General features: G+C 76.1%; 21 protein-coding genes. 13 read left to right on the top strand and 8 right to left on the bottom strand.

The window, feature by feature from the left end:
- The first annotated feature begins 137 nt into the window (after positions 1-137).
- The gene (locus ACIQG9_RS16720; RefSeq protein WP_400402876.1) at positions 138-539 is read left to right on the top strand and encodes a ChaB family protein; all 402 of its coding nucleotides are present in this window, start codon (positions 138-140) and stop codon (positions 537-539) included.
- A gap of 57 nt (positions 540-596) precedes the next feature.
- On the opposite strand, the gene ACIQG9_RS16715 is transcribed toward ACIQG9_RS16720, so the two are convergent.
- Positions 597-2,030 carry an aldehyde dehydrogenase family protein gene (locus ACIQG9_RS16715; RefSeq protein ID WP_400402874.1) on the bottom strand — a complete coding sequence of 478 codons (1,434 nt, stop codon included), beginning with the start codon at positions 2,028-2,030 and terminating at the stop codon, positions 597-599.
- Between the two features lie 71 nt (positions 2,031-2,101).
- Between ACIQG9_RS16715 and ACIQG9_RS16710 the strand changes: the two genes are divergently transcribed.
- Positions 2,102-3,706 (top strand): phytoene desaturase family protein, encoded by a 1,605-nt coding sequence (locus tag ACIQG9_RS16710; RefSeq protein WP_400402871.1) that lies wholly within the window; start codon positions 2,102-2,104, stop codon positions 3,704-3,706.
- Between the two features lie 42 nt (positions 3,707-3,748).
- On the opposite strand, the gene ACIQG9_RS16705 is transcribed toward ACIQG9_RS16710, so the two are convergent.
- Entirely contained in the window at positions 3,749-4,516 is a 768-nt protein-coding gene (locus tag ACIQG9_RS16705) for a polyprenol monophosphomannose synthase (protein ID WP_400402868.1), read from the bottom strand.
- A gap of 302 nt (positions 4,517-4,818) precedes the next feature.
- Here ACIQG9_RS16705 and ACIQG9_RS16700 point away from each other — a divergent pair, with 302 nt between their 5' ends.
- The 8 genes from ACIQG9_RS16700 to ACIQG9_RS16665 are packed head-to-tail and all read left to right on the top strand — an operon-like array spanning position 4,819 to position 13,574.
- Positions 4,819-6,540 (top strand): HAD-IIIA family hydrolase, encoded by a 1,722-nt coding sequence (locus ACIQG9_RS16700; RefSeq protein WP_400402865.1) that lies wholly within the window; start codon positions 4,819-4,821, stop codon positions 6,538-6,540.
- On the top strand, positions 6,537-7,511 hold the full coding sequence (locus ACIQG9_RS16695) for a glycosyltransferase (protein WP_400402863.1): 975 nt from the start codon (positions 6,537-6,539) through the stop codon (positions 7,509-7,511). Before ACIQG9_RS16700 ends, ACIQG9_RS16695 begins: the two co-directional genes overlap by 4 nt.
- On the top strand, positions 7,496-8,713 hold the full coding sequence (locus ACIQG9_RS16690; RefSeq protein ID WP_400402860.1) for a glycosyltransferase: 1,218 nt from the start codon (positions 7,496-7,498) through the stop codon (positions 8,711-8,713). Before ACIQG9_RS16695 ends, ACIQG9_RS16690 begins: the two co-directional genes overlap by 16 nt.
- Positions 8,713-9,486, top strand: a complete 774-nt coding sequence (locus tag ACIQG9_RS16685; protein WP_400402857.1) for an SIS domain-containing protein — start codon at positions 8,713-8,715, stop codon at positions 9,484-9,486. The genes ACIQG9_RS16690 and ACIQG9_RS16685 overlap by 1 nt, the downstream gene beginning before the upstream one ends.
- On the top strand, positions 9,483-10,964 hold the full coding sequence (locus ACIQG9_RS16680; protein ID WP_400402854.1) for a PfkB family carbohydrate kinase: 1,482 nt from the start codon (positions 9,483-9,485) through the stop codon (positions 10,962-10,964). Before ACIQG9_RS16685 ends, ACIQG9_RS16680 begins: the two co-directional genes overlap by 4 nt.
- Complete coding sequence (locus ACIQG9_RS16675) at positions 10,961-11,662, top strand: SDR family oxidoreductase (protein ID WP_400402851.1); 702 nt, start codon at positions 10,961-10,963, stop codon at positions 11,660-11,662. The genes ACIQG9_RS16680 and ACIQG9_RS16675 overlap by 4 nt, the downstream gene beginning before the upstream one ends.
- Positions 11,659-12,588, top strand: coding sequence for a glycosyltransferase family 9 protein (locus ACIQG9_RS16670; protein ID WP_400402848.1), 930 nt, complete (start codon positions 11,659-11,661; stop codon positions 12,586-12,588). The genes ACIQG9_RS16675 and ACIQG9_RS16670 overlap by 4 nt, the downstream gene beginning before the upstream one ends.
- Before the next feature lie 2 nt (positions 12,589-12,590).
- Positions 12,591-13,574, top strand: coding sequence for a DNA topoisomerase IB (locus ACIQG9_RS16665; protein WP_400402845.1), 984 nt, complete (start codon positions 12,591-12,593; stop codon positions 13,572-13,574).
- Positions 13,575-13,766: 192 nt separating this feature from the next.
- On the opposite strand, the gene ACIQG9_RS16660 is transcribed toward ACIQG9_RS16665, so the two are convergent.
- The 4 genes from ACIQG9_RS16660 to ACIQG9_RS16645 all read right to left on the bottom strand — a co-directional run bounded on the left by ACIQG9_RS16660 (position 13,767) and on the right by ACIQG9_RS16645 (position 17,402).
- Positions 13,767-14,786 carry a helix-turn-helix domain-containing protein gene (locus ACIQG9_RS16660; protein WP_400402842.1) on the bottom strand — a complete coding sequence of 340 codons (1,020 nt, stop codon included), beginning with the start codon at positions 14,784-14,786 and terminating at the stop codon, positions 13,767-13,769.
- A 149-nt stretch (positions 14,787-14,935) separates the two neighbouring features.
- The gene (locus ACIQG9_RS16655; RefSeq protein WP_400402839.1) at positions 14,936-15,439 is read right to left on the bottom strand and encodes a hypothetical protein; all 504 of its coding nucleotides are present in this window, start codon (positions 15,437-15,439) and stop codon (positions 14,936-14,938) included.
- Between the two features lie 79 nt (positions 15,440-15,518).
- Positions 15,519-17,150 (bottom strand): RecQ family ATP-dependent DNA helicase, encoded by a 1,632-nt coding sequence (locus ACIQG9_RS16650; protein WP_400402836.1) that lies wholly within the window; start codon positions 17,148-17,150, stop codon positions 15,519-15,521.
- Between the two features lie 129 nt (positions 17,151-17,279).
- Positions 17,280-17,402 carry a hypothetical protein gene (locus ACIQG9_RS16645; protein ID WP_400402833.1) on the bottom strand — a complete coding sequence of 41 codons (123 nt, stop codon included), beginning with the start codon at positions 17,400-17,402 and terminating at the stop codon, positions 17,280-17,282.
- 141 nt (positions 17,403-17,543) lie between these two features.
- Between ACIQG9_RS16645 and ACIQG9_RS16640 the strand changes: the two genes are divergently transcribed.
- Complete coding sequence (locus ACIQG9_RS16640; RefSeq protein WP_400402830.1) at positions 17,544-19,031, top strand: glycoside hydrolase family 3 protein; 1,488 nt, start codon at positions 17,544-17,546, stop codon at positions 19,029-19,031.
- 11 nt (positions 19,032-19,042) lie between these two features.
- Here the strand turns inward: ACIQG9_RS16640 and ACIQG9_RS16635 are convergent, their stop codons facing one another.
- The gene (locus tag ACIQG9_RS16635; protein WP_400402827.1) at positions 19,043-19,330 is read right to left on the bottom strand and encodes a GNAT family N-acetyltransferase; all 288 of its coding nucleotides are present in this window, start codon (positions 19,328-19,330) and stop codon (positions 19,043-19,045) included.
- A complete protein-coding gene (locus ACIQG9_RS16630) occupies positions 19,327-20,553 on the bottom strand; it encodes a cysteine desulfurase-like protein (protein WP_400402824.1) in 1,227 nt (408 codons plus the stop codon). The genes ACIQG9_RS16635 and ACIQG9_RS16630 overlap by 4 nt, the downstream gene beginning before the upstream one ends.
- Before the next feature lie 96 nt (positions 20,554-20,649).
- On the opposite strand from ACIQG9_RS16630, the gene ACIQG9_RS16625 reads away from it, so the two are divergent.
- On the top strand, positions 20,650-21,012 hold the full coding sequence (locus ACIQG9_RS16625) for a hypothetical protein (protein WP_400402821.1): 363 nt from the start codon (positions 20,650-20,652) through the stop codon (positions 21,010-21,012).
- A 61-nt stretch (positions 21,013-21,073) separates the two neighbouring features.
- Positions 21,074-21,895 (top strand): DUF1206 domain-containing protein, encoded by an 822-nt coding sequence (locus tag ACIQG9_RS16620; RefSeq protein ID WP_400402818.1) that lies wholly within the window; start codon positions 21,074-21,076, stop codon positions 21,893-21,895.
- Positions 21,896-21,942 lie beyond the last annotated feature (47 nt).

Below are 21,942 nucleotides of genomic sequence, written 5' to 3'. Positions count from 1 at the left end.
GCCGGGCGGTCCGACGTCCGGCCCGCACCTGGGCGGGGCGGTACCCGGCGGCCGGCACCGGCAAACCCGACGACGGGTTTGCCGGTGCCGGCGCAGGGAACGTCGACACCGAGACAGTCGACGCGGAGGAGGACCAGATGCCCGGGCGCGAGGTACTGCCCAGCACGCTGCGGCGCTCTCCGGACAAGGCGCAGCGCACCTGGGAGAAGACACACGACTCGGCGGTGGAGACCTACGGCGAGGGGGAGCGGGCGCACCGTACCGCGTTCGCCGCGGTCAAGCACCAGTTCGAGAAGGTCGGCGACCACTGGGAGCCGAAGGGACGCAAGGGTCCCAGCGACCGGCAGGCGGCCGGTGGCGGTCCCGCCCGGCGGGCCCCCACGGCCGGCGGGGTGGACGCCAACGCCACCAAGGACCACCTGATGGCGGTGGCCCGCAAGCTGGACGTCCCGGGCCGGTCCCGGATGACCAAGCCGGAACTGGTCACCGCGATCGAGAAGGCCAACGACCGGCAGACCCGCAGGGCCCGCGGCGACTGACCGGGGGTATCCGCCACGACGGGGGCTGTCCTGACCGGGACGGCCCCCGTCCGGGTCTCACCAGTGGCCGCCGCCGGGTGCCTCCAGGTGCACCGTCTTGACCGTGCTGAACTCGTCCAGCAACTCCGGGCCGTACCCGAAGCCCTGACCGCTGCCCCGGCGCGGCTGCGCGGCACTGCCCGGCGCCCCGCCGAAGACCGCGTTGATCTTCACGGTGCCGACCGGCAGTTCCCGCCAGGCCCGCTGCGCGTGGCTCATCGAGGCGGTCAACACCGTCCCGGCCAGCCCGTACGGCGAGTCGGCGGCGCACCGCAGCGCCTCGCTGAACGAGTCCACCGTGACCACCGCCGCGACCGGGCCGAACGTCTCCTGGCGGACCAGCGTCATCTCCTGCCGGCAGTCGGCCACCACGGTGGCCGGGTAGAACGCGCCCGGCCCGTCCGGCAGCACCCCGCCGGCCCGCAGCGTCGCCCCGTCCGCCACCGCCGCGGTGACCTGCCCGTGCACGTGGTCGCGGTGTCGCCGGTCCACCAGCGGGCCCAGCTCCGTCGCCGGGTCCCGGCCCGGCCCGACCGTCAGCGCCCCGGCCCGCGCGACCAGCGCGTCGAGGAAGTCCTCCACCACGTCCCGGTGCGCGTAGATCCGTTCCACGGCCACGCAGATCTGGCCCGCGTTGGCGAACGCGCCGAGGGCCGCCTGACCGGCCGCCCAGACCGGGTCCACCCCGGCGTCCACGATCAGCGGGTCGCTGCCGCCGTTCTCCAGCAGCGCCTTCGCGCCGGTCCGGGCGCAGGCCGCGGCGATGGCCCGGCCGGTCGCCGTCGAACCGACCTGGGCCACCACGTCCACCTGCTGCGCGGCCAGCGCCGCGCCCACCTCGCCACCGCCGGTCAGCAGCGACAGCACCCCGGCCGGCAGCACCCCGTCGAGGATCCGGGTCAGCAGCCAGCCGGTGGCCGGGGCGCGCTCGCTGGGCTTGTACAGCACCACGTTGCCGGTGACCAGGGCCGCGCCGAGCAGCCCGCAGGAGACCGCCACCGGGTCGTTCCACGGGGTGATCACGGCGACCAACCCGCGCGGCTCCGGCGCCATGAAGTCGATCGCGTCGGCCCCGCCGTGCAGCGTCCGGCCGCCCCGCAGCGGACCGAGTTCGGCGTACTGGCGCAGCGTGCCGACGCCGGCCTCGACACCACCCCGGGCGTCGCCGAGCGGCTTGCCCATCTCCGCCGTCGTGGCGGCGGCCAGCTCGTCGGCCGCCGCCGCCAGCGCGTCCGCGGCCCGGTGCAGGGCCGCCGCCCGCGCCGCGGCGGGCGTCGCCGCCCACTCGGCGGCCAACCCCCGGGCCGCCTCGACCGCCTTCGCCACCTCGTCCGGCGTCGCCACCGGCACGGTGCTGACGGGGGAGCCGTCGGCCGGGTCACGGACCGTCAACTCACCGCCCGCGCCGCCCGCGCCCCACACCCCACCGATGAGCTGCTCACCCCGGTACATGCGGCGGGGATGCCCGGCTCGCGGCCTGGCAAACGCGCTTCGCCCGGTTGCCGAACGGGTAGCCTGACCCGATGATCTCGGCCGACACGGGCACCGCGGACGCCGTCGTCGTCGGGGCCGGGCACAACGGCCTGGTCGCCGCCAACCTGCTCGCCGACGCCGGCTGGGACGTGCTGGTGCTGGAGGCGACCGCCGCCCCCGGCGGCGCGGTGCGCTCCGCCGAGGTCACCGCCCCCGGCTACCTCAGCGACCTGTACAGCTCCTTCTACCCCCTCGGGTACGCCTCCCCGGTGCTGCGCGGCCTCGACCTCGACCGGTACGGCCTGACCTGGACCCACGCCCCCGACGTGCTGGCCCACCTGCTGCCCGACGGCCGGGCCGCCGTGATCAACCGGGACCTGGACGCCACCGCCGCCTCGCTGGAGCAGTTCGCCCCCGGCGACGGGGACCGCTGGCGGCACGCGTACGCCGAGTGGGAGCAGGTGGCCGGGCCGCTGCTCGACGCCATCACCACCCCCTTCCCACCGGTACGCGGCGGGCTGGGCCTGCTGCGCCGGCTGCGGGTCGGCGGCGCGCTGCGGCTGGCCCGCCGGCTGGTCGTCCCGGTCCGCAGGCTCGGCGACGAACTCTTCGCCGGGGCGGGCGGTCCGGCGCTGCTGGCCGGCTGCGCCCTGCACACCGACCTGTCGCCCGAGGAGGCCGGCTCCGGCGGGTACGGCTGGCTGCTGGCGATGCTCGGCCAGCAGATCGGCTGGCCGGTACCGGTCGGCGGGGCCCAGCGGATCACCGACGCGCTGGTCGCCCGGCTGGTCGAACGCGGCGGGCGGATCACCTACCAGGCCCCGGTGGACCGGGTGCTCACCGCCCGGGGCCGGGCGATGGGGGTACGCACCGTCGGCGGGGCCACCTGGCGGGCCCGCCGGGCGGTGCTGGCCGACGTGCCCGCGCCCGCGCTCTACCTGGACCTGGTCGGGGCGGCGCAGCTACCGCCCCGGCTGGTGGCGGACCTGGCCCACTTCCGGTGGGACGGCTCCACCCTGAAGGTCGACTGGGCGCTCTCCGGCCCGCTGCCGTGGACCAACCGGCAGGTGGCCGGCGCCGGCACCGTGCACCTCGGCGCGGACCTCGACGGCCTCACCGGGTACGCCGCCGCACTGGCCCGGGGGCAGCTTCCCACCGACCCGTTCCTGCTGGTCGGGCAGATGACCACCGCCGACCCCAGCCACTCACCGGCCGGCACCGAGTCGCTCTGGTCGTACACCCACCTGCCGTTCCGGCGGCACTGGCGGGGCGAGGACGTCGACCGGCAGGTGGAGCGGATGGAGCAGGTGCTGGAGGCCGCCGCCCCCGGCTTCCGCGCGCTGATCGTCGGCCGGCACGTCGCCGGACCGGCCGAACTGGAGCGGGGCGACCCGAGCCTGGTCGGCGGGGCGTTGGGCGGTGGCACCGCCGCCGCGTACCAGCAGTTGTTCCTGCGCCCGATCCCCGGGCTGGGCCGGGCGGACACCCCGGTGGACCGGCTCTTCCTGGCCAGTGCGTCGGCGCACCCCGGCGGCGGGGTGCACGGCGCGCCCGGCGCGAACGCCGCCCGGGCCGCGTTGGCCCGGGACCGCACCGTCACCGGCGACCTGTACGCCGGGCTGATCGGCGCCGCCCACCGGACGCTCTACCGCTGAGCCACGGTCGGCCCGACGCGGCGCGCGCCGGGCCGAGCGTGCTCAGGAGTCCAGGTTGCGGTGCCGGGTACGCAGCTTGAACGGCATCAGCGCGCTCTCCACCTTGGTGGCGGTGGTCATCTTCGAATCGCCGTCGCGCCGCTCCTCGAAGCGGATCGGCACCTCCAGGATGGTGTGCCCCAGCTTGGTGGCCAGGTAGTGCATCTCCACCTGGAAGCTGTAACCGTTCGACTGCACCCGGTGCAGGCCGATGTCGCGCAGCGCGTCCGCCTGCCAGATCTTGAAGCCGGCGGTCAGGTCGCGGATCCGCACCCGCAGCAGGGTGTGCACGTAGAGGTTGGCCCAGCCGCTGAGGGCCCGCCGGTAGAGCGGCCACGCCTCGTCGAGCTGGCCGCCGGGCACGTACCGGGAGCCGATGACCACACCGGCCTGGGTGGAGAGCAGCGCGCCGAGCATGCCGGGCAGCGCCTCCGGCGGGTGCGACAGGTCGGCGTCCATCTGCGCGACGAAGTCCGCCCCGCCGTCCAGGGCACGGCCGATGCCGTCCACGTACGCCCGGCCCAGGCCCTCCTTGCCGGCCCGGTGCACCACCTGGATCCGGTCCGGGTGCTCGATGGCCAGCTTGTCCGCCACCTCACCGGTGCCGTCCGGCGAGTTGTCGTCGGCGACCAGCACCTTCAGGCCCGGCAACGGGAGGGCGAGGAGCCGGTCGACCAGCACCGGGAGGTTGCCCGCCTCGTTGTAGGTGGGGACCACGACGGTCAGGCGCGCGTCCCGCCACGGTGACGGCAGCTCCACGGGTTCGATCATCTCGGACATCCTCAGTCGGCGGACGGCGGTCCCCCACAGGGTAGCCAGTGGCCCGGCCGGGCCCCGCCGAGGCTCCCCGCGACCGGCCGGTCACCCCTCGGCACGGTCGCCCGCCGGCAGCCGGACGGCGAGGTCGGCGAGCCGGCGGGCGGTCTCCCGCTTGCCGGCCCGGCCGGTCGCGTTAGCTTCTCCGGGGCGACGGGTAACGCTCGACCGGTCAGCAGTGCCCGGACCGGACGGCGAGCCGCCGTACCGCCGGGTAGCTGATGTTTACACCCCGGGGCGCCGGGAACCCGCCGCCCGTGCGACGGGACGCGGAGCCGTATCAGCGCAGGCCAGGCCGGGTCGACCCGGTCGCTGGCCCCGGCGCGGACGGTCCCGTCCTGTACGACGCGGTGCTGCTGGACCGCGACGGCACCCTGGTGGAGGACGTGCCGTACAACGGTGACCCGGGCAAGGTCCGGCCGGTGCCGGGAGCGCGGGCGGCGCTGGACCGGCTGCGCGCGGCGGGACTGCGGCTGGGGGTGGTCACCAACCAGTCGGGGCTGGCCCGGGGACTGTTCACCGCCGCGCAGCTACGGGCCGTCAACGCCCGGGTGGAGGAGCTGCTCGGGCCCTTCGACACCTGGCAGTTCTGCCCGCACGACGAGCGGGCCGGCTGCGCCTGCCGCAAACCGGCCCCCGGCATGGTGCACGCCGCCGCCCGGTCGCTCGGCACCACCCCGCAGCGTTGCGTGCTGGTCGGGGACATCGGCGCCGACATGACCGCCGCCGGCGCGGCCGGGGCGGCCGGCGTCCTGGTGCCCACCTCGACCACCCGGCCCGCCGAGGTGGCCGCCGCCCCGCACGTCGTCGCCGACCTGCCCGCCGCGGTGGACCTGATCCTGAGCCGGGCCGCCCTGGTCGCCGGCCCGGCACCCCGCCGGGCGGGCACCGTGCTGGTGGTCCGCAGCGACTCCGCCGGGGACGTCCTGGTCACCGGCCCCGCCGTGCGCGCCGTCGCCGCCCACGCCGCCCGCGTCGTCCTGCTCTGCGGCCCGCGCGGCCGGGACGCCGGCAGCCTGCTGCCCGGCGTGGCCGAGCTGATCGAATGGCCGCTGCCCTGGATCGACGGCGACCCGGCACCCGTCGACCCGCGGGACATCGACCGGCTCACCGAACGGCTCCGGGCCGTGCACGCCGACGAAGCCGTCGTCTTCACCTCCTTCCACCAGTCGGCCCTGCCGCTGGCGCTGCTGCTGCGGATGGCCGGGATACCGCGGGTCAGCGCCGTCAGCGACGAGTACCCCGGCTCGCTGCTCGACGTCCGGCACCGGGTCCCCGACGGGCTGCCCGAACCGGAGCGGGCGCTGTCGCTGGCCGCCGCCGCCGGGTTCGCGCTGCCCGCCGACGACGACCCGCGCCTGCGGATCCGCACCGACCGGCTGCCGCCGGCCCCGGCCGGGCTCGGCGGCCCCGGGTACGTGGTGCTGCACCCCGGCTCGGCGGTGCCGACCCGGGCCGTGCCGCCCGAGCTGGCCGCCCGGATCGTCCGGGTGCTCACCGCCGCCGGCCACCGGGTCGCGGTCACCGGCGGACCCGACGAGACCGCGTTGACCGCCCACGTGGCCGGCGACACCGGCGTCGACCTGGGCGGGCGGACCGGGCTGGCCGACCTCGCCGCCGTCCTCGCCGGGGCGGGCGCGCTGGTGGTCGGCAACACCGGACCGGCGCACCTGGCCGCCGCGTTGGGCGTACCGGTGGTCAGCCTCTTCGCCCCCACCGTCCCGTACGGACAGTGGGGGCCCTACCGGGTGCCGGCGGTCCGCCTCGGCGACGCCGCCGCGCCCTGCCGGGACACCCGGGCCACCGTCTGCCCGGTGCCCGGGCATCCCTGCCTGGCGGCGGTCGAGCCGGGCCGGGTCCTCGACGCGGTACGGCTGCTGGGCGTCCCGGCCGACCCGCCGCGCGCCGGTCTGACCCCGACCGCCGGTGGGCCGGACGTGGCGGCGCCGGTGGCCGCCGGCCGGGGAAGTGCCCGATGAACATCCTGGTCTGGCACGTGCACGGGTCCTGGACCACCTCCTTCGTGCACGGCAAGCACCGCTACCTGGTGCCGGTCACCCCCGACCGGGGCCCGTACGGGCTGGGTCGGGCGCGCACCTACCCGTGGCCGGACAACGCCGTCGAGGTCACCCCGCAGCAGCTCCGCCGGGAAGCCGTCGACCTGGTGCTGCTGCAACGCCCGGAGGAGTTCGACCTGGCCTGCGACTGGCTGGGCCGCCTCGTCGGCCGGGAGGTGCCGGCGATCTACGTCGAGCACAACACCCCGAAGGGCGACGTGCCGCACACCCGGCACCCGATGGCCGACCGGGACGACCTGCTGCTCACCCACGTCACCCACTTCAACGAACTCTTCTGGGACAACGGCGCCACCCGCACCGCCGTCGTCGAACACGGCGTCGTGCCGCCCACCGTCGAGTGGACCGGCGAGCTGGGCCGGCTCGCCGTGGTCGTCAACGAGCCGGTCCGCCGCTGGCGGGTCACCGGCACCGACCTGCTGGCCCGGTTCGCCGAGATCGCCCCGCTGGACGTGTTCGGCATGCGGGTGGCCGGGCTGGCCGACCACCTCGGCCTGCCGGCCGACCGGTTGACCAGCTACGACGACGTCCCGCAGCACCGGATGCACGCCGAGCTGGCGCGGCGGCGGGCGTACCTGCACCTGTGTCGCTGGACCTCGCTCGGGCTCAGCCTGGTCGAGGCCATGACGATCGGCATGCCGGTCGTCGCCCTGGCCACCACCGAGGCCGTGATCGCCGTGCCGCCGGGCGCCGGGGCGCTCTCCACCCGGGTCGACACCCTGCTGGAGGCCGCCGCGCGGTTCGTCGCGGAGCCCGCCGAGGCCCGCCGGGCGGGCGCCGAGGCGCGCGCCGCCGCCCGGGGGCGCTATGGCCTGGACCGTTTCCTCGCCGACTGGGACCGCCTGCTGGAGGAGGAAGTATGCGCATCGCGATGATCTCCGAGCACGCCAGCCCCCTCGCCGTGCTGGGCGGTGAGGACGCCGGCGGGCAGAACACCCACGTCGCGGAGCTCTCCGCCGCGCTGGTGGCCGCCGGCCACGACGTCCGGGTCTACACCCGGCGTGACGCCGTCGACCTGCCGGTCACCGTCCGCGCTCCCGACGGGTACGACGTGGTGCACGTGCCCGCCGGGCCCGCCGAGCCGGTCGCCAAGGACGCCCTGCTGCCGCACATGAAGGAGTTCAGCCACTGGCTGCTGGCCCGGTGGCGGGGCGGGGACTGGACCCCCGAGGTGATCCACGCGCACTTCTGGATGAGCGGGCTCGCCGCGCTCACCGCCGGCCGGCAGACCGGGGTGCCGGTGGTGCAGACGTACCACGCGCTCGGCACGGTCAAGAAGCGCTACCAGGGCGTGCAGGACACCAGCCCGGCCCGGCGGATCGCGTACGAGCGGGAACTGGGCCGGTCCGTCGACCGGGTGGTCGCCCAGTGCCGGGACGAGGTGGGGGAGCTGGTCCGCCTGGGCGTACCCCGGTCCCGGATGACCGTCCTCCCGTCCGGGGTCAACCTGGACACCTTCGCCCCGCTCGGCCCGGCCGCCGACCGGGAACCCGACCGGCCGCGCATCCTCACCGTCGGCCGGCTGGTGGAACGCAAGGGCTTCCAGACGGTGATCCGGGCGATGGCGCTGGTGCCGGACGCCGAGTGCGTGGTGGTCGGTGGGCCGCCGGCCGGGCTGCTGGAGACCGACCCGTACGCCCGCCGGTTGCGGGCGCTCGCCAGCACCTGCGGGGTCGCCGACCGGGTCCGGCTGGTCGGCGCGGTGCCCCGGGAGGAGATGGGCCGCTGGTACCGCTCGGCCGACCTGCTGGTCGCCGCCCCCTGGTACGAGCCGTTCGGGCTCACCCCGCTGGAGGCGATGGCCTGCGGGGTGCCCGTGGTGGGCACCGCCGTCGGCGGGATCCGGGACACCGTGGTCGACGGGGTGACCGGCGACCTGGTGCCGGCCCGCGACCCGCAGGCCCTCGGCACCGCGATCGGCCGGCTGCTCGGCGACCGGATCCGCCGCTTCGGGTACGCCACCGCCGCGTTGCAGCGGGCCCGCCGCAGCTACTCCTGGGCCGCGACCGCCGACCGGCTGGCCGAGGTGTACGCCGAGGTGGCCGCCGTGCGCCGGCCGAGCCGGGTGGTCGCCTGATGACGGCGTCGACCCGGGCCGGGGAGGCCGGCCTGCTGGACGTGCACCTGACCCTGCTCGCCGAGGCGCTGTTGCCGTACCGGTCGGCGGAGTCGCTGCTGGGCCGCTGGGGCACCGAGTTGGCCGGGATCCTGGCCGGCGGTGGCCGGCTGCTGGTCGCCGGCAACGGCGGCAGCGCCGCCGAGGCCCAGCACCTCACCGCCGAGCTGGTCGGCAAGCTCCGCGGGGACCGTCAGCCGCTGTCGGCGATCGCCCTGCACGCGGAGACCTCGGCGCTGACCGCGATCGGCAACGACTACGGCTACGACGAGGTCTTCGCCCGTCAGGTACGTGCCCACGGCCGGCCCGGTGACGTCCTGCTGCTGATGTCCACCAGCGGGGCCAGCGGCAACCTGCTCGCCGCCGCCCGCGCCGGACGGGAGACCGGGCTGCGCTGCTGGGCGTTCACCGGTCCCGCCCCGAACCCGCTCGCCGGGGCCTGCCACGAGGCGCTCGCCATCGCCTCCCCCGACGGGCAGGTGGTGCAGGAGCTGCACCTGGTCTCCACCCACGTGCTCTGCGAGTACGTCGACCGGGCGTTGCCCGCGGCGCTCGCCGCCGCCGGGTCGGCGACCGCCGCTGGGTCGGCGACCGCCGCTGGGTCGGCGACCGCTGCTGCGCCGGCGACCGCTGCTGCGCCGGCGACCGCCGCCGGGCCGGTGCGGTCCGGGGTCGAGGTCGTCGTCGACGGCGCCGACCAGCCGATCGAGGCGGGACGGGGAGGCACGGCGTGAGGGGACCTCTGGTGGTGATCGGCGACACCCTGCTGGACCGGGACGTCGAGGGCGTGGTGAACCGGCTCTGCCCCGACTCGCCGGTCCCGGTGCTGGACGAGACGGCGCACGCCGACCGGCCCGGCGGGGCCGGCCTGGCCGCCGTCTTCGCCGCCGCGCAGGGCGCCGAGGTGGCGCTGGTGACCGCGCTCGCCGACGACGCCGGGGGTGCCCGGCTCAGCTCCCTGCTCACCGCCGCCGGGGTGCAGGTGTACGGGTTGCCGCTGGCCGGGACCACCCCGGAGAAGATCCGGCTGCGGGCCCGGGGCCGGGTGTTGCTGCGACACGACCGGGGCGGCACGGCGGCCGAGCCGGGGCCGCCCGCCGAGGCGGTGCTCCGGCTGATCGCCCGGGCGTCCGCCGTGCTGGTCAGCGACTACGGCCGGGGCGTGGCCCGGCAGCCGGCGCTGCGTGCGGCGCTGGCCGCGACCCGGGCCCCGGTGGTGTGGGACCCGCACCCGCGCGGCCCGGCCGCCGTGCCCGGCGTGCAACTCGCCACCCCGAACGAGTCCGAGGCCCGGGAACTGGCCAAGGTGCCGCCGGGCGGGTCCCGGCTGGCCGTCGCCGCGAAGGGCGCGCAGGGGCTGCGCGACCGCTGGCGGGCCGGTGCCGTGGCGGTCACCCTCGGCGGCGACGGCGCGCTGCTCTGCCACGCCGGTGCGACGCCGCTGGTGGTCTCCGCGCCGGCCAACGCCGAGGGGGACACCTGCGGGGCCGGTGACCGGTTCGCCTCGGCGGCCAGCCTCGCGCTGGCCCGGGGGGCGCTGGTCTCCGAGGCGGTCCAGGAGGCGGTGGCCGAGGCGTCGGCGTACGTGGCCGGCGGGGGAGTGGCCGCCGCGCTGCCGCCGCCGGTGCGTACCCCGCCGGCGGTGCTGGTCGGCGGTGGCGGGGACCGGATCGGGGCCGCCGCGGCCGGCGCGGTGGTCGCCGAGGTGCGGGCCGCCGGTGGCACCGTGGTGGCCACCGGTGGCTGCTTCGACCTGCTGCACGCCGGGCATGTGGCGACCCTCCAGGCCGCCCGGCAGCTCGGGGACTGCCTGGTCGTCTGCCTCAACTCCGACGCCAGTGTCACCGGGCTGAAGGGCCCGGACCGGCCGGTGACGTCGCAGGGCGACCGCAGCCGGCTGCTCGCCGCGTTGAGCTGCGTCGACGCGGTGGTGGTCTTCGACGAGTCCACCCCGCACGCGGCGCTGAGCTGGCTGCGGCCCGACGTCTGGGTCAAGGGCGGCGACTACGCCACCGGTGCCGGCGACGAGCCGACCCTGCCCGAGGCCGAGGTGCTGCGCCGGTGGGGCGGGCACACCGTGGTGGTGCCGTACCTGGACGGGCGCTCCACCAGCGGCATGATCGCGGCGGCCCGCGGTGAACGCGGCGCCACCGCGCCCGCCGGGACCCGGGAGACGGGTCCGGCACGTCCGACGGCGGAGGGAGCGCGATGACCACCAGCCCACCCGGTGCCGGCCCGACCGTCCTGGTCACCGGCGGGTCGAGCGGACTCGGCGCGGCGGTGGTCACCGCCGTGGCCCGGGCCGGCGGACGGCCCCTCGTGCTGGACCGGCACCGCCCCGGCGACGGGGTGCCCTGGATCGAGTGCGACCTGGCCGACACCCGGGCCGCCGAGGACGCCACCCGGGCCCTGGCCGAACGCTCCGGCGGGCTGGACGCCGTGGTGACCGCCGCCGGGATGGACGTGCCGGGGAAGCTGGTCGACGTCCCGCGCGACACCTGGGAGCGGATCGTCGTGGTGGACCTGCTCGCCACGGTGGCGGTGGTCCGGGCGGCGCTGCCCTACCTGGAGGCGTCCCGGGGCAACATCGTCACCGTCGCCTCCACCCTGGGGGTCAAGGCGGTCAGCGACGCCACCGCGTACTGCGCGGCGAAGTTCGGGGTGGTCGGCTTCACCCGGGCGCTCGCCGCCGAGCTGGCCGGCGCGGTCGGGGTGACCCTGCTCATTCCGGGCGGGATGCGGACGGGCTTCTTCGACGACCGCGACCCGCAGTACCGGCCCGGCCCGGACGCCAAGCTCAACGACCCCGCCGACACCGCCGCCGCGGTGATGTTCGCGCTCTCCCAGCCGCCCGGTTCCGCCGTCAAGGAGCTGGTGGTCTGCGCCGAGCAGGAGACCTCGTACCCGTGATCCTGGTGCTGCGCGCGCTCGGCGTGGGGGACCTGGCCACGGCCGTGCCCGCGCTGCGCGCGCTGCGGTCGGCGTACCCCGGGGAGGAGCTGGCGCTGGCGGCGCCGGCCTGGCTCGGCCCGCTGGTGGACCTGGTCGGTGGCGTCGACCGGCTGGTGCCGACCGGTGGTCTCGGCCCGCCGCCGTGGCCGGGACCGCCCCCGCAGGTCGCGGTCAACCTGCACGGGCGCGGCCCGCAGTCGCACCGGATGCTGGCCGGCGCGGGCCGGCTGCTCGCCTTCCGCTGCCCGGCGGCCGGGCACCGGACCGGCCCGCCCTGGCGCGCCGACGAGCACGAGGTCGATCGCTGGTGCCGGCTGCTCGACTGGTACGGCATCCCGGCCGACCGCGCCGACCTGGCGCTGCGGCGCCCGCCGCCGGGCCGGACCCCGGCCGGGGTGACCGTGGTGCACCCCGGCAGCAAGATCGCGGCGAAGCGTTGGCCGGCGGACCGCTTCGCCGCCCTGGCCCGGCACCTCGCCGACCGGGGGCACCGGGTGGTGGTGACCGGCTCGGCCGACGAGCGGGACCTGGCCGCCCGGGTGGCGGCCGGCGCGGGACTGCCGGGCGCGGCGGTGCGGGCCGGGGAGACCGACCTGGCCGAGCTGGCCGCGCTGGTGGCCGGGGCCCGGCTGGTGGTCAGCGGGGACACCGGCGTGGGTCACCTCGCCACCGCCTACGGCACCCCGTCGGTGCTGCTCTTCGGCCCGGTGCCACCCGCCCGGTGGGGGCCGCCGGCGGACCGGCCCCGGCACCGGGTGCTCTGGGCCCCCGGTACGGGACGGTCGCATCCGTCGGGGGCGGGACCGGGCCTGACCTTGGCGGCCCTCCCGGTCGACCGGGTGCTGGCCGCGGTGGACGAGGCCGAGGAAACGGTCCGGGTCTGACCGTGCGACTACGGCGGAGCGATCCGGGTCGGCCGGGGTACCGGCGTCGCCGGCGCGGCAAGGGCTGGGCCTTCCTGGACCGGTACGGCGAGCCGGTCCGGGACCCCGGCGAACTGGCCCGGCTCGGCGAGCTGGTCATCCCGCCCGCCTGGCAGGACGTCTGGATCGCGCCGTACCCCAACGGGCACATCCAGGCCACCGGGATCGACGCGGCCGGGCGCAAGCAGTACCTCTACCACCCCGAGTGGCGGCGTCGGCGGGACGAGGCGAAGTTCGACCACGTGCTGGAGGTGGCGCACCGGCTGCCGACGCTGCGCGACCGGATCGCCCACGACCTCGACGGGCGCGGCCTGAACCGGGACCGGGTGCTGGCCACCGTCGCCCGGCTGCTCGACATGGGGACGTTCCGGGTCGGCAACGACCAGTACGCGGTCGGCGAGGACGCCACCTTCGGCGTCTCCACCCTGCGTCCCGAGCACGCCCGGTCCCGGGGCGGCTGTGTGGTCTTCGAGTTTCCCGCCAAGGGCGGCGTCGACCAGGTCCGCCGGATCGAGGACCCGGAGCTGTGCCGGGTGCTGACCCATCTACGCCGCCGGCGGCGGACCGAGGAACGGCTCTTCGGCTACTGGGACGGCCGGACCTGGCGGGACGTGCGCAGCGACGAGGTCAACGGATACCTGCGGGACGCCAGCGGCGGCGAGATGACCGCGAAGGACTTCCGTACCTGGCACGCCACCGTGCGGGCCGCCACTGAGCTGGCGACGGTCGGGGTGCAGCGGTCGGTGACCGCCCGCCGGCGGGCCGTCGCCGGGGTGATGCGGGAGGTGGCCGAGCTGCTCGGCAACACCCCCACGGTGGCCCGGACGTCCTACGTGGACCCCCGGGTGGTCGACCTCTACCACGACGGGGTGGTGACCCCGGTCGGCACCGGTTCGGCCCGGGAGGAGGCCGAGCGGTCGGTGCTGGAGTTGCTGGAGGATGCCTGACCAGCCCCGTCGTCAGCCCTGGGGGAGTGCGACGGGGCCGGCGTGGGTGCGGCCGGGGGACGCTGGGCGCGGCGTCGACCGCACCCGGCGGCTGCGGCACCGGGCGGCCGCCCGTGACCCAGGGCCACGGGCGCCACGCCGCGGTCCCCCGTTACCGTCGGGCCGGGCGGTCGGTCGACCGTCGGCCCACAGTCAGTATGTCGGCCCGGAGTTGACTTCGGACGCCGCGCTGTTGACGATCCGTGCCTGTTCGACGTGGACCGTCCGGTACTCCTGGGGGGTCAGCCGGTGGGTGGCCCGGAAGGCCCGGCTGAAGTGCGCCTTGTCCCGGAAACCCCAGCGCGCCGCGACGGTCTGGATCGGGCGGTGCTCCAGCGCCGGGTCGGCCAGGTCCCGCCGGCACCGCTCCAACCGCAGGTCGCGGATGTACGACGCCACCGTGGTCGCCTCCTCCTCGAAGAGCCGGTGCAGGGTCCGCACCGAGACGTGGTGTGCCTCGGCGATGGCGCGCGGGGTCAGGCCGGCGTCGCCGAGGTGCCGCCGGATGTAACCCCGGACCTGGGTGAGCAGGGCGCGTCGGCGCACCTCCCGGGGCAGTTCGTCCTCGGCGACCAGGTGCCGGCCGAGCATGGTGGCGATCAGGTCCAGGGCGACGGTGCCCAGCCGCTCGGCATCGGCCGCCTGGTACTGCTCCGGGTACGTGGTGATCTGGGTCAGGTACTGGGCGACCAGCGCGCCCACCCCCTCGTCGGCGGACATCCGGCCGGCGAGCAGCGGAGCGAGCCGGTCCGCCGACAGCGGCAGCGTGCCGTACGGGATCAGGGCCACGATCGAGCCGGCGGGCCGTCGGCCCCGGTCGTCGCCGAGGTGGCTGACCTCGTGCGGTCGTGAGCCGTCGTAGAAGGTGAACTCGTCGGTGTCGAGCCGGCTCTGCCGGCCGGCCTGCCCGGCGACGCCGGTGCCATGGGTGGTCAGGGCGAGCAGGTGGTAGTCCACCTCGGTGCGGCGGACCAGCTTCGCGGTGCGGACCGCCTCCAGCGACGGGTACCGGTACCGGACGAGCTGGAGCGGGCCGAGGTCGACGAACTCCGCCCGGGCGACGAAGTCGTTCTCGTGGTCGGAGCGGATCCGCAGCGGCGCGGAGGTCCGGGCGACCAGGTCGAGCCACATGCCGAACCGGTCCGCGGGTGGTAGCTGCTCAGTGTCGATCACCGTGCGGTGCACCATGTCCGGCCCTCCCCGTCGGTGGGTACGTGCCGTTCCATTCTGGACGGAGCGCGAGGCGGTGCCGGGGCAGGGCGGGCCAGCACGACGATCCGCGCGGCCCGGAGGGGGCCGCGCGGATCGGAAGGACCGGGGGATCAGTCGTTGAGCACGTGGGAGAGCCGGTCCCGGAACCGCCGCTCCGAGTCGCTCACCTGGTCGCCGCCGAGGCCGAGCAGGCCGCCGCTGGACGCCGCCCCGACGACCTGCTCGGCGATCTCCACCAGCCAGTGCCGGTACGCCCCGGCCTCCCCCTCGTCCACCTTCGTGCCCAGCAGGGCGGACGCCTGCCCGGCCCGGACCAGCACGTCGTCGATGAGCGACTGCGGGTCGGTCGGCGAGATCACCGGCAACTCCTCGCCGGCCTCCGGGTCGCCGACCCGGGACACGATCTCCCCGGCGACCGCGGCGACCAGCGGGCTGGCCGACTCCCGGCCGGTGGAGATGGTCTCCAGCCCGGCGGCGTTCTCGGCGCGGGTGCGCCGGCTCCCGTCCGACTCGGCGGCGCTCGCCGCGGTCAGCACCGACTGCGGCAGGCCGACCAGCAGCCCCCACTCCTCGTCGGAGAACCCGAACCCGGTGTACGCCGGCTGTTCGATCACGACTGAGCCCCTCTCGGTTTGTTTCGGTGCGGGCGCCGCACGCGTCCGGTCCGGTGCGGGCGCGGGCGCCCGGATCAGGCTAGTCCAGCGTCAGCAGGCCCTGTTCGGACACCACGCGTACGGAGAGCGTCTTGTAGCCCACCTCGTCGAAGAGCACCGTCATCCGGTCGTCCTCGTAGTTGAGCACCAGGCCGGGGCCCCACTCCGGGTGCCGGACCTGGCTGTGCACCGGGAACGGGCCGACCGCGCCGTTGTCGGCGACGCTGGTGCCGGCGTGGCAGTTGTCGCAGTGCCCGCAGACCTTCGACATCTGCTCACCGAAGTACGCCAGCAGCACCTGACCCCGACAGCCGGTGGTCTCGGCGAAGGCGCGCATCATGTCGGTGCGGGACCGGGTGACGGTCTGCTGCCGCTCCGCCTCGGCCAGGGCCGCCGCGGCGGCGTCGGCCGGCGTGGGGGAGTAGCGCGGCGCACCGACCCGCTGCCGGGCCCGCGGTACGGCCGCCCCGATCTGCTCCAGCAGCGCCAGGTACTGGCCGAGCTTGCGCGGGCCGAGCCCGGTGAGTTCGCGCAGCTCCGCCTTGGTCACCGGGCCACGGCGCAGCAGCGCGGCCAGGTCACGCAGCTCGGTCTCGTCGGGCAGCCCGCCGGAGAAGAAGCGTTGCAGGCCGACGTCCTCGGCCCGCCAGAGCAGCAGCACCCGGGCCGGCGCTCCGTCCCGGCCGGCGCGGCCGATCTCCTGGAAGTAGCTGTCCGGCGAGTCGGGCAGCGCCATGTGCACCACCCAGGCGATGTTCGGCTTGTCGATGCCCATCCCGAACGCCGAGGTCGCCACCATGATCGGTACCCGGTCGGCGAGGAACGCCTCGTGCAGCTCGTGGCGGGCGCCGGTGGGCATCCCGCCGTGGTAGTGCCGCGCCGGGTGGCCGGCGGTGGTCAGCCGCTCGGCCAGCTCCTCCGCGGCCCGCCGGGTGGGCACGTAGATGATCCCCGGCCGCCCGTCGTCGCGCAGCAGCGCGACCAGCCGCCGCCAGCGGTAGTCGTCGGTCGGGCAGTGGGCGACCTCGACGAAGAGGTTCGGCCGGTCCAGCCCGGAGACCACCACCTCGGGGTCGCGCAGCCGTAGCCGGTCGATGATGTCGTCGCGTACCGGCGGGGAGGCGGTGGCGGTCAGCGCGACCACCGGCGGGCGGCCGAGGCCGTCGATGAGGTGGCCCAGCGCCAGGTAGTCGGGGCGGAAGTCGTGCCCCCAGGCGGAGATGCAGTGCGCCTCGTCGATCGCCACCAGGGCCGGCCCCAGCGACCTCACCTCGGCCATCCGGTCGGGGTTGCTGAGCGCCTCCGGGGTGATGAAGAGGAACTCCGCCCGGCCCTCGCGGACCTCGGTGATCGCCTCGGCCTGTTGGGTCGGGCTCTCGTCGGAGCTGATCCGGACCGCGCGCAGCTCGGGGCGTCGCCGTTCGTTGAGCGCGGCGATCTGGTCCTGTTGCAGGGCCAGCAGCGGGGAGATCACCACCGTCGGCCCGGGGATCAGGCTCGCCGGGATCTGGTAGATCGCCGACTTGCCCGCCCCGGTGGGCAGGACCACCAGGGCGTCGCGTCGCTTCATCACCGCGCGCATGGCGGCGAGCTGGTTGGGCCGCAGCGCGGTCCAGCCGAAAAGGCTGCGCGCCGCGCGGCGCAACGTCGTCGAATGCGTGGACAGCTTCATCGAGGGCCGGAGGTACCCGGCTGGATCAGCGCCGAAACCGGGCACCCCTCCGCTCCACGGTCGTCCGACGGGCCGGCCGGGACCAGGGCCGGCGCGGTGTGATCACGGGTGCCAGCGCGTCCGTGCGGGTCAGCGGCGGAACATGGCGCGGATGGCGGCGAGCAGCAGCAGCCCGCCGACGACCAGGCCGAGCAGGCGTACGCCCGGCACGTCGGCCGGCGAGGTGGCGTCGGCGAGCGGCAGCGGGTCCATCCCCGCACTGTCGCACGCCGGCCCGTCGGCCGCCAGACCGTAACAGTAAGGTTTATTGACTATTACGTCGCGCGGTGTGACCATGGCAGCACCGCGACGGCACAGGGCCGTCGGCACGCGACACGGGGGTACCGGGGCCGGATGAACGAGCGCAACCTGGCGGGCCTGGCCGCCACCGTCCTGCAACCCGGCTTCGTCGGCACCACGCCGCCCGAGTGGGTCTGCCGGTGGCTCGCCGAAGGGCTCGGCGCGGTGGTGCTCTTCGCCCGCAACGTCGTCGACCCGGAGCAGGTCGCCGCGCTCACCGCGACGCTGCGCGCCGAGCGTCCCGACGTGCTGGTGGCGATCGACGAGGAGGCCGGCGACGTCACCCGGATCGAGTCGGCCCGGGGCAGCTCCCGCCCCGGCAACCTGGCCCTCGGCGCGGTCGACGACCCCGGGCTCACCGAGGAGGTCGCCCGCGACCTCGGCACCGAACTCGCCGCGCTCGGCGTCACCCTCAACTACGCCCCGGACGCCGACGTCAACCTCAACCCGGCCAACCCGGTGATCGGCGTCCGGTCCTTCGGGGCCGACCCGCAGCTCGTCGCCCGGCACACCGCCGCCTGGGTACGCGGCCTCCAGTCCGCCGGGGTGGCCGCCTGCGCCAAACACTTCCCCGGGCACGGCGACACCCGGGTCGACTCGCACCACGACCTGCCCCGCATCGCCGCCAGCCGGGACCGCCTCGACACCGGGGAACTGGTCCCCTTCCGGGCCGCCGTCGCCGCCGGGGTGCAGGCGGTGATGACCGGGCACCTGCTGGTCCCCGCCCTCGACCCCGAGCTGCCCGCCACCCTCAGCCCGCGCATCCTCGGCGACCTGCTCCGTGACGACCTCGGCTTCTGCGGTGTGGTGGTCACCGACGCGGTGGAGATGCGTGCCGTCGCCGACCGGTACGGCTTCGCCGGCGCGGCCGTCCGGGCCCTCGCCGCCGGGGCGGACGCGATCTGCGTCGGCGGGGAACGGGCCGACGAGGAGGCCGCCCGGCACCTGCGCGACGCCATCGTCGCCGCGGTGCTCGCCGGTGAACTGCCCGAGGAGCGGCTCGCCGAGGCCGCGAAGCGGGTCGGCCAGCTCGCCGAGTGGACCGCCGCCGCCCGGTCCGGCCGGCCCGCCCCCGGCCCCCGGCCCGCCGACGGCTCACCGGTCGGCCTGGCCGCCGCCCGGCGGGCGGTGCGGGTCAGCGGCGACCCGGCCGGCCGGCTGCCGCTGGCCGCCGCCGCGCACGTGGTCGAGTTCGCGCCGCCCCGCAACATCGCGATCGGCTCGGAGACCCCGTGGGGGATCGGCGACCCGCTCGCCGCCCTGCTGCCCGGCACCACCACCGTGCGGCTGGCCGAGGCCGACCTGCCCGCCGACCCGACCGCCGGCGCCACCGGTCGGCCGCTGGTGCTCGTCGTCCGCGACCTGCACCGGCACGGCTGGATGCGGGCTGCGGTCGGTCGGGCGCTCGCCACCCGGCCGGACGCGGTCGTGGTCGAGCTGGGCGTGCCCGAGCTGGTCACCGGCCGGGTGCACCTGGCCACCCACGGGGCCACCCGGGCCGCCGCCCGGGCCGCCGCCGAACTCCTCGCCGGGGTGCACTGACGGGCGGCGGGTCAGGCCGGCGCGACCACCAGGTCGGCGTACTCGGGGTGCCGCTCGATGAAGGCCCGCATGAACGGGCACCGGGGCACCACCCGGCCGCCCTGCTCACGGACCTGGTCCAGGGTGGACCGGATCAGCGCGCTGCCGACCCCCCTGCCCGCGAACTCGGGGCGCACCTCGGTGTGGGTGAAGACGCGTGTCTCGCCGCGGGGCAGATACGCGGCGAAACCGGCCAGCGCGTCGTCGACCAGGATCTCGAAGCGGTGCTCGGCGGGGTTCTCCTCGACCAGGTAGCTCACCGGGACATCCTCTCTCCCCGGGCGGCCAACCGGTCCAGTTCGGCCAGCAACCGGTCCACCTCGTCGGTGGTGTTGTAGTGGTAGACGCTGGCCCGGACGGCCCCGCCGCCCGCGCGCAGCCCCATCGCCTGGAAGTACTCGTAGGCGTAGTAGTCGCCGGCGGAGAGGCAGAGGCCGGCGGCGCCCAGCCCGGCCGCCAGCCCGGCCGGCGTCCAGCCGGCCAGCCGGAACGACACGGTGGGGCAGCGGCGCACGGCGGCGCCGTACACGGTCACCGCGGGGCGGGCGGTGAGCCCGTCGAGCAGCCGGGCGAAGACCGACTCCTCGTACGCCTGCGCGGCGGCCAGCCCGGCGCGGACCCGGGCCCGCCGGTCCCCGGTCGCCGCCGGGTCCAGCCCGGCCAGGTGGTCCACGGCGGCGGTCACCCCGGCCAGCAGCGGGAAGCTCGGAGTGCCGGCCTCGAACCGGTCCGGCACCGCGTCGGAGGAGGGAATCAGCTTCGCCGGGCGCAGCGACGCCCAGCGGTCCGGGTCGGCCACCATCGCCGCCAGGTGCGGACCGGACCACTTGTAGGCGCTGGTGACCAGGAAGTCGGCGCCCGACGAGGCGAGGTCGGTCGGGCCGTGCGGCACCGAGTGCACCCCGTCGACGCAGACCAGCGCGCCGGCCGCGTGCGCCGTCCGGGCGATGGCGGCCACGTCCGGCACCGTGCCGATCGCGTTGCTGCCGGCGGTCACCGCGACCAGTCGGGTCCGCGCGCCGACCAGGTCGGCGTACTGGCCGGCGGGTAACTCGCCGGTGGCCGGGTCGAACTCGGCCCAGCGCACCGTCGCCCCGGCGGCCTCGGCCGCCTGCACCCAGGGTCGGACGTTGGCGTCGTGGTCCAGCCGGGAGACCACCACCTCGTCGCCCGGACGCCAGGTGTCGCCGAGCGTCCGGGCCAGGGTGTACGTCAGCGCCGTCGCGCTCGGCCCGAGCACCACCCCGTCCGGGACGGCGCCGAGCAGGTCGGCCACCGCCGTACGGGCCCCGGTCACCAGGTCGAGCGCCCGCCGGCCCGGGGCGGAGGCGGGGCTGCGGTTGCCCAGCGCGGCGCGCATCGTGTCGGCGACCGCGTCGATCACCGACCGGGGGGTCTGGGTGCCGCCGGCACCGTCGAAGTGGGCGAAGCCCTCCGCGAGCGCGGGGTACGCGGCCCTGGTCCGGGCGATGTCGAACGGCATGATCCGGACCCTAACCCGGCCCGCCGGCCCGCCCGTCGCCCGGTTCCGACGATCTTGATGGTGGCGGTGTGGGTCGGCTCTCGTACCCTTGGTCGGGTGACGAACCGAAGCGCTGCCCCGCAGACCCCCATCCGTCGGACCGCCGGCCTGCTGGCCGGCCTGGCGCTCGGCGTGGCCGTGCTCGCCGGCTGCAGCTCGGACGGCGCCGACACCGACTGCGGCCTGGACGCCTGCACGATCACCTTCGAGCGGGGCGTCGAGGCCAGCGCCTCCATCCTCGGGGTCGAGGCCAAGCTGGTCGGCGCGCAGGGCGACCAGGTGACCGTCGAGGTCGCCGGGGAGCAGCTCTCGCTGACCACCGGCCAGCAGGCCAGCGAGGTGGGCGGCTTCGCGGTCACCCTGGACAGCGTCACCGACCAGCAGGTCAAGATCCGGGTGGCCCGGAGTTCCGGAGGCTGACCTGCCGCCGGGCGGCGGTACGCCACGTTTGGGGATCTTCCCAATCGGAGATTGTGCCGCCATGTCACTCACCCGGAACGCCGAAGCCACCGCCGCCCGCACCGCGGACAGCCGCTGGCTGGAACTTCTCGCCCGGGCCGGTTTCGTCGGCTACGGGATCGTGCACCTGCTATTCGCCTGGGTGATCCTGCAGATCGCCTTCGCCGACTCCGGCGAGGAGGGCAACCAGAACGGTGCGCTGCGCGCGCTGGGGGCCCAGCCGATGGGCAAGTTCCTGCTGATCGCGATCGCCGTCGGCCTGGTCGCCATGGCCGTCTGGCAGGCCCTGGAGGCGGCCGTCGGGCACCACGCCCAGCAGGGCAGGGAACGCCTCTTCGAGCGGATCGCCTCGGTGGTCCGTACCGTCGTCTTCCTCTGGCTGGCCTGGACCGCCGTCCAGGTCGTCCAGGACGCCAGCGCCAACAGCGCCGACCAGCAGGAGCAGTTCAGCGAGAAGCTGATGGCCTCCAGCGGCGGGCGCTGGCTGGTCGCGCTCGCCGGGCTGGTGCTCGCCGCCGTCGGCATCGGCATGATGATCTACGGGTACAAGAAGAAGTTCGAGCGGAACCTGAAGACCGGTGAGATGAGCCCGAGGACCCGGACGCTGGCCCGTCGGCTCGGCCTGGCCGGCTACCTCGCCCGGGGCGCGGTGTTCGCCGTCGCCGGCCTGCTGGTCGTGGTCGCCGCGATCAACTACGACCCGGAGAAGGCGCGTGGCCTGGACGCCGCGCTGCGTACCCTGCGGGACCAGCCGTACGGCCCGTTCATCCTGGCGCTGATGGCCCTCGGCATCGCCGCCTTCGGGGTCTACTGCTTCCTCCAGTCCCGCTACCGGAGGGTCTGAGCGTTGGCCGATTCCGGGAACGCCGGGCACCATAGGGCTTTTGCCGC

Origin of the sequence: Micromonospora sp. NPDC092111 (assembly GCF_044755745.1) — a bacterium.
GTDB lineage: Bacteria > Actinomycetota > Actinomycetes > Mycobacteriales > Micromonosporaceae > Micromonospora.
Note: the sequence above shows the minus strand (reverse complement) of the source record. Positions and strands in the feature narration are given on the sequence as shown.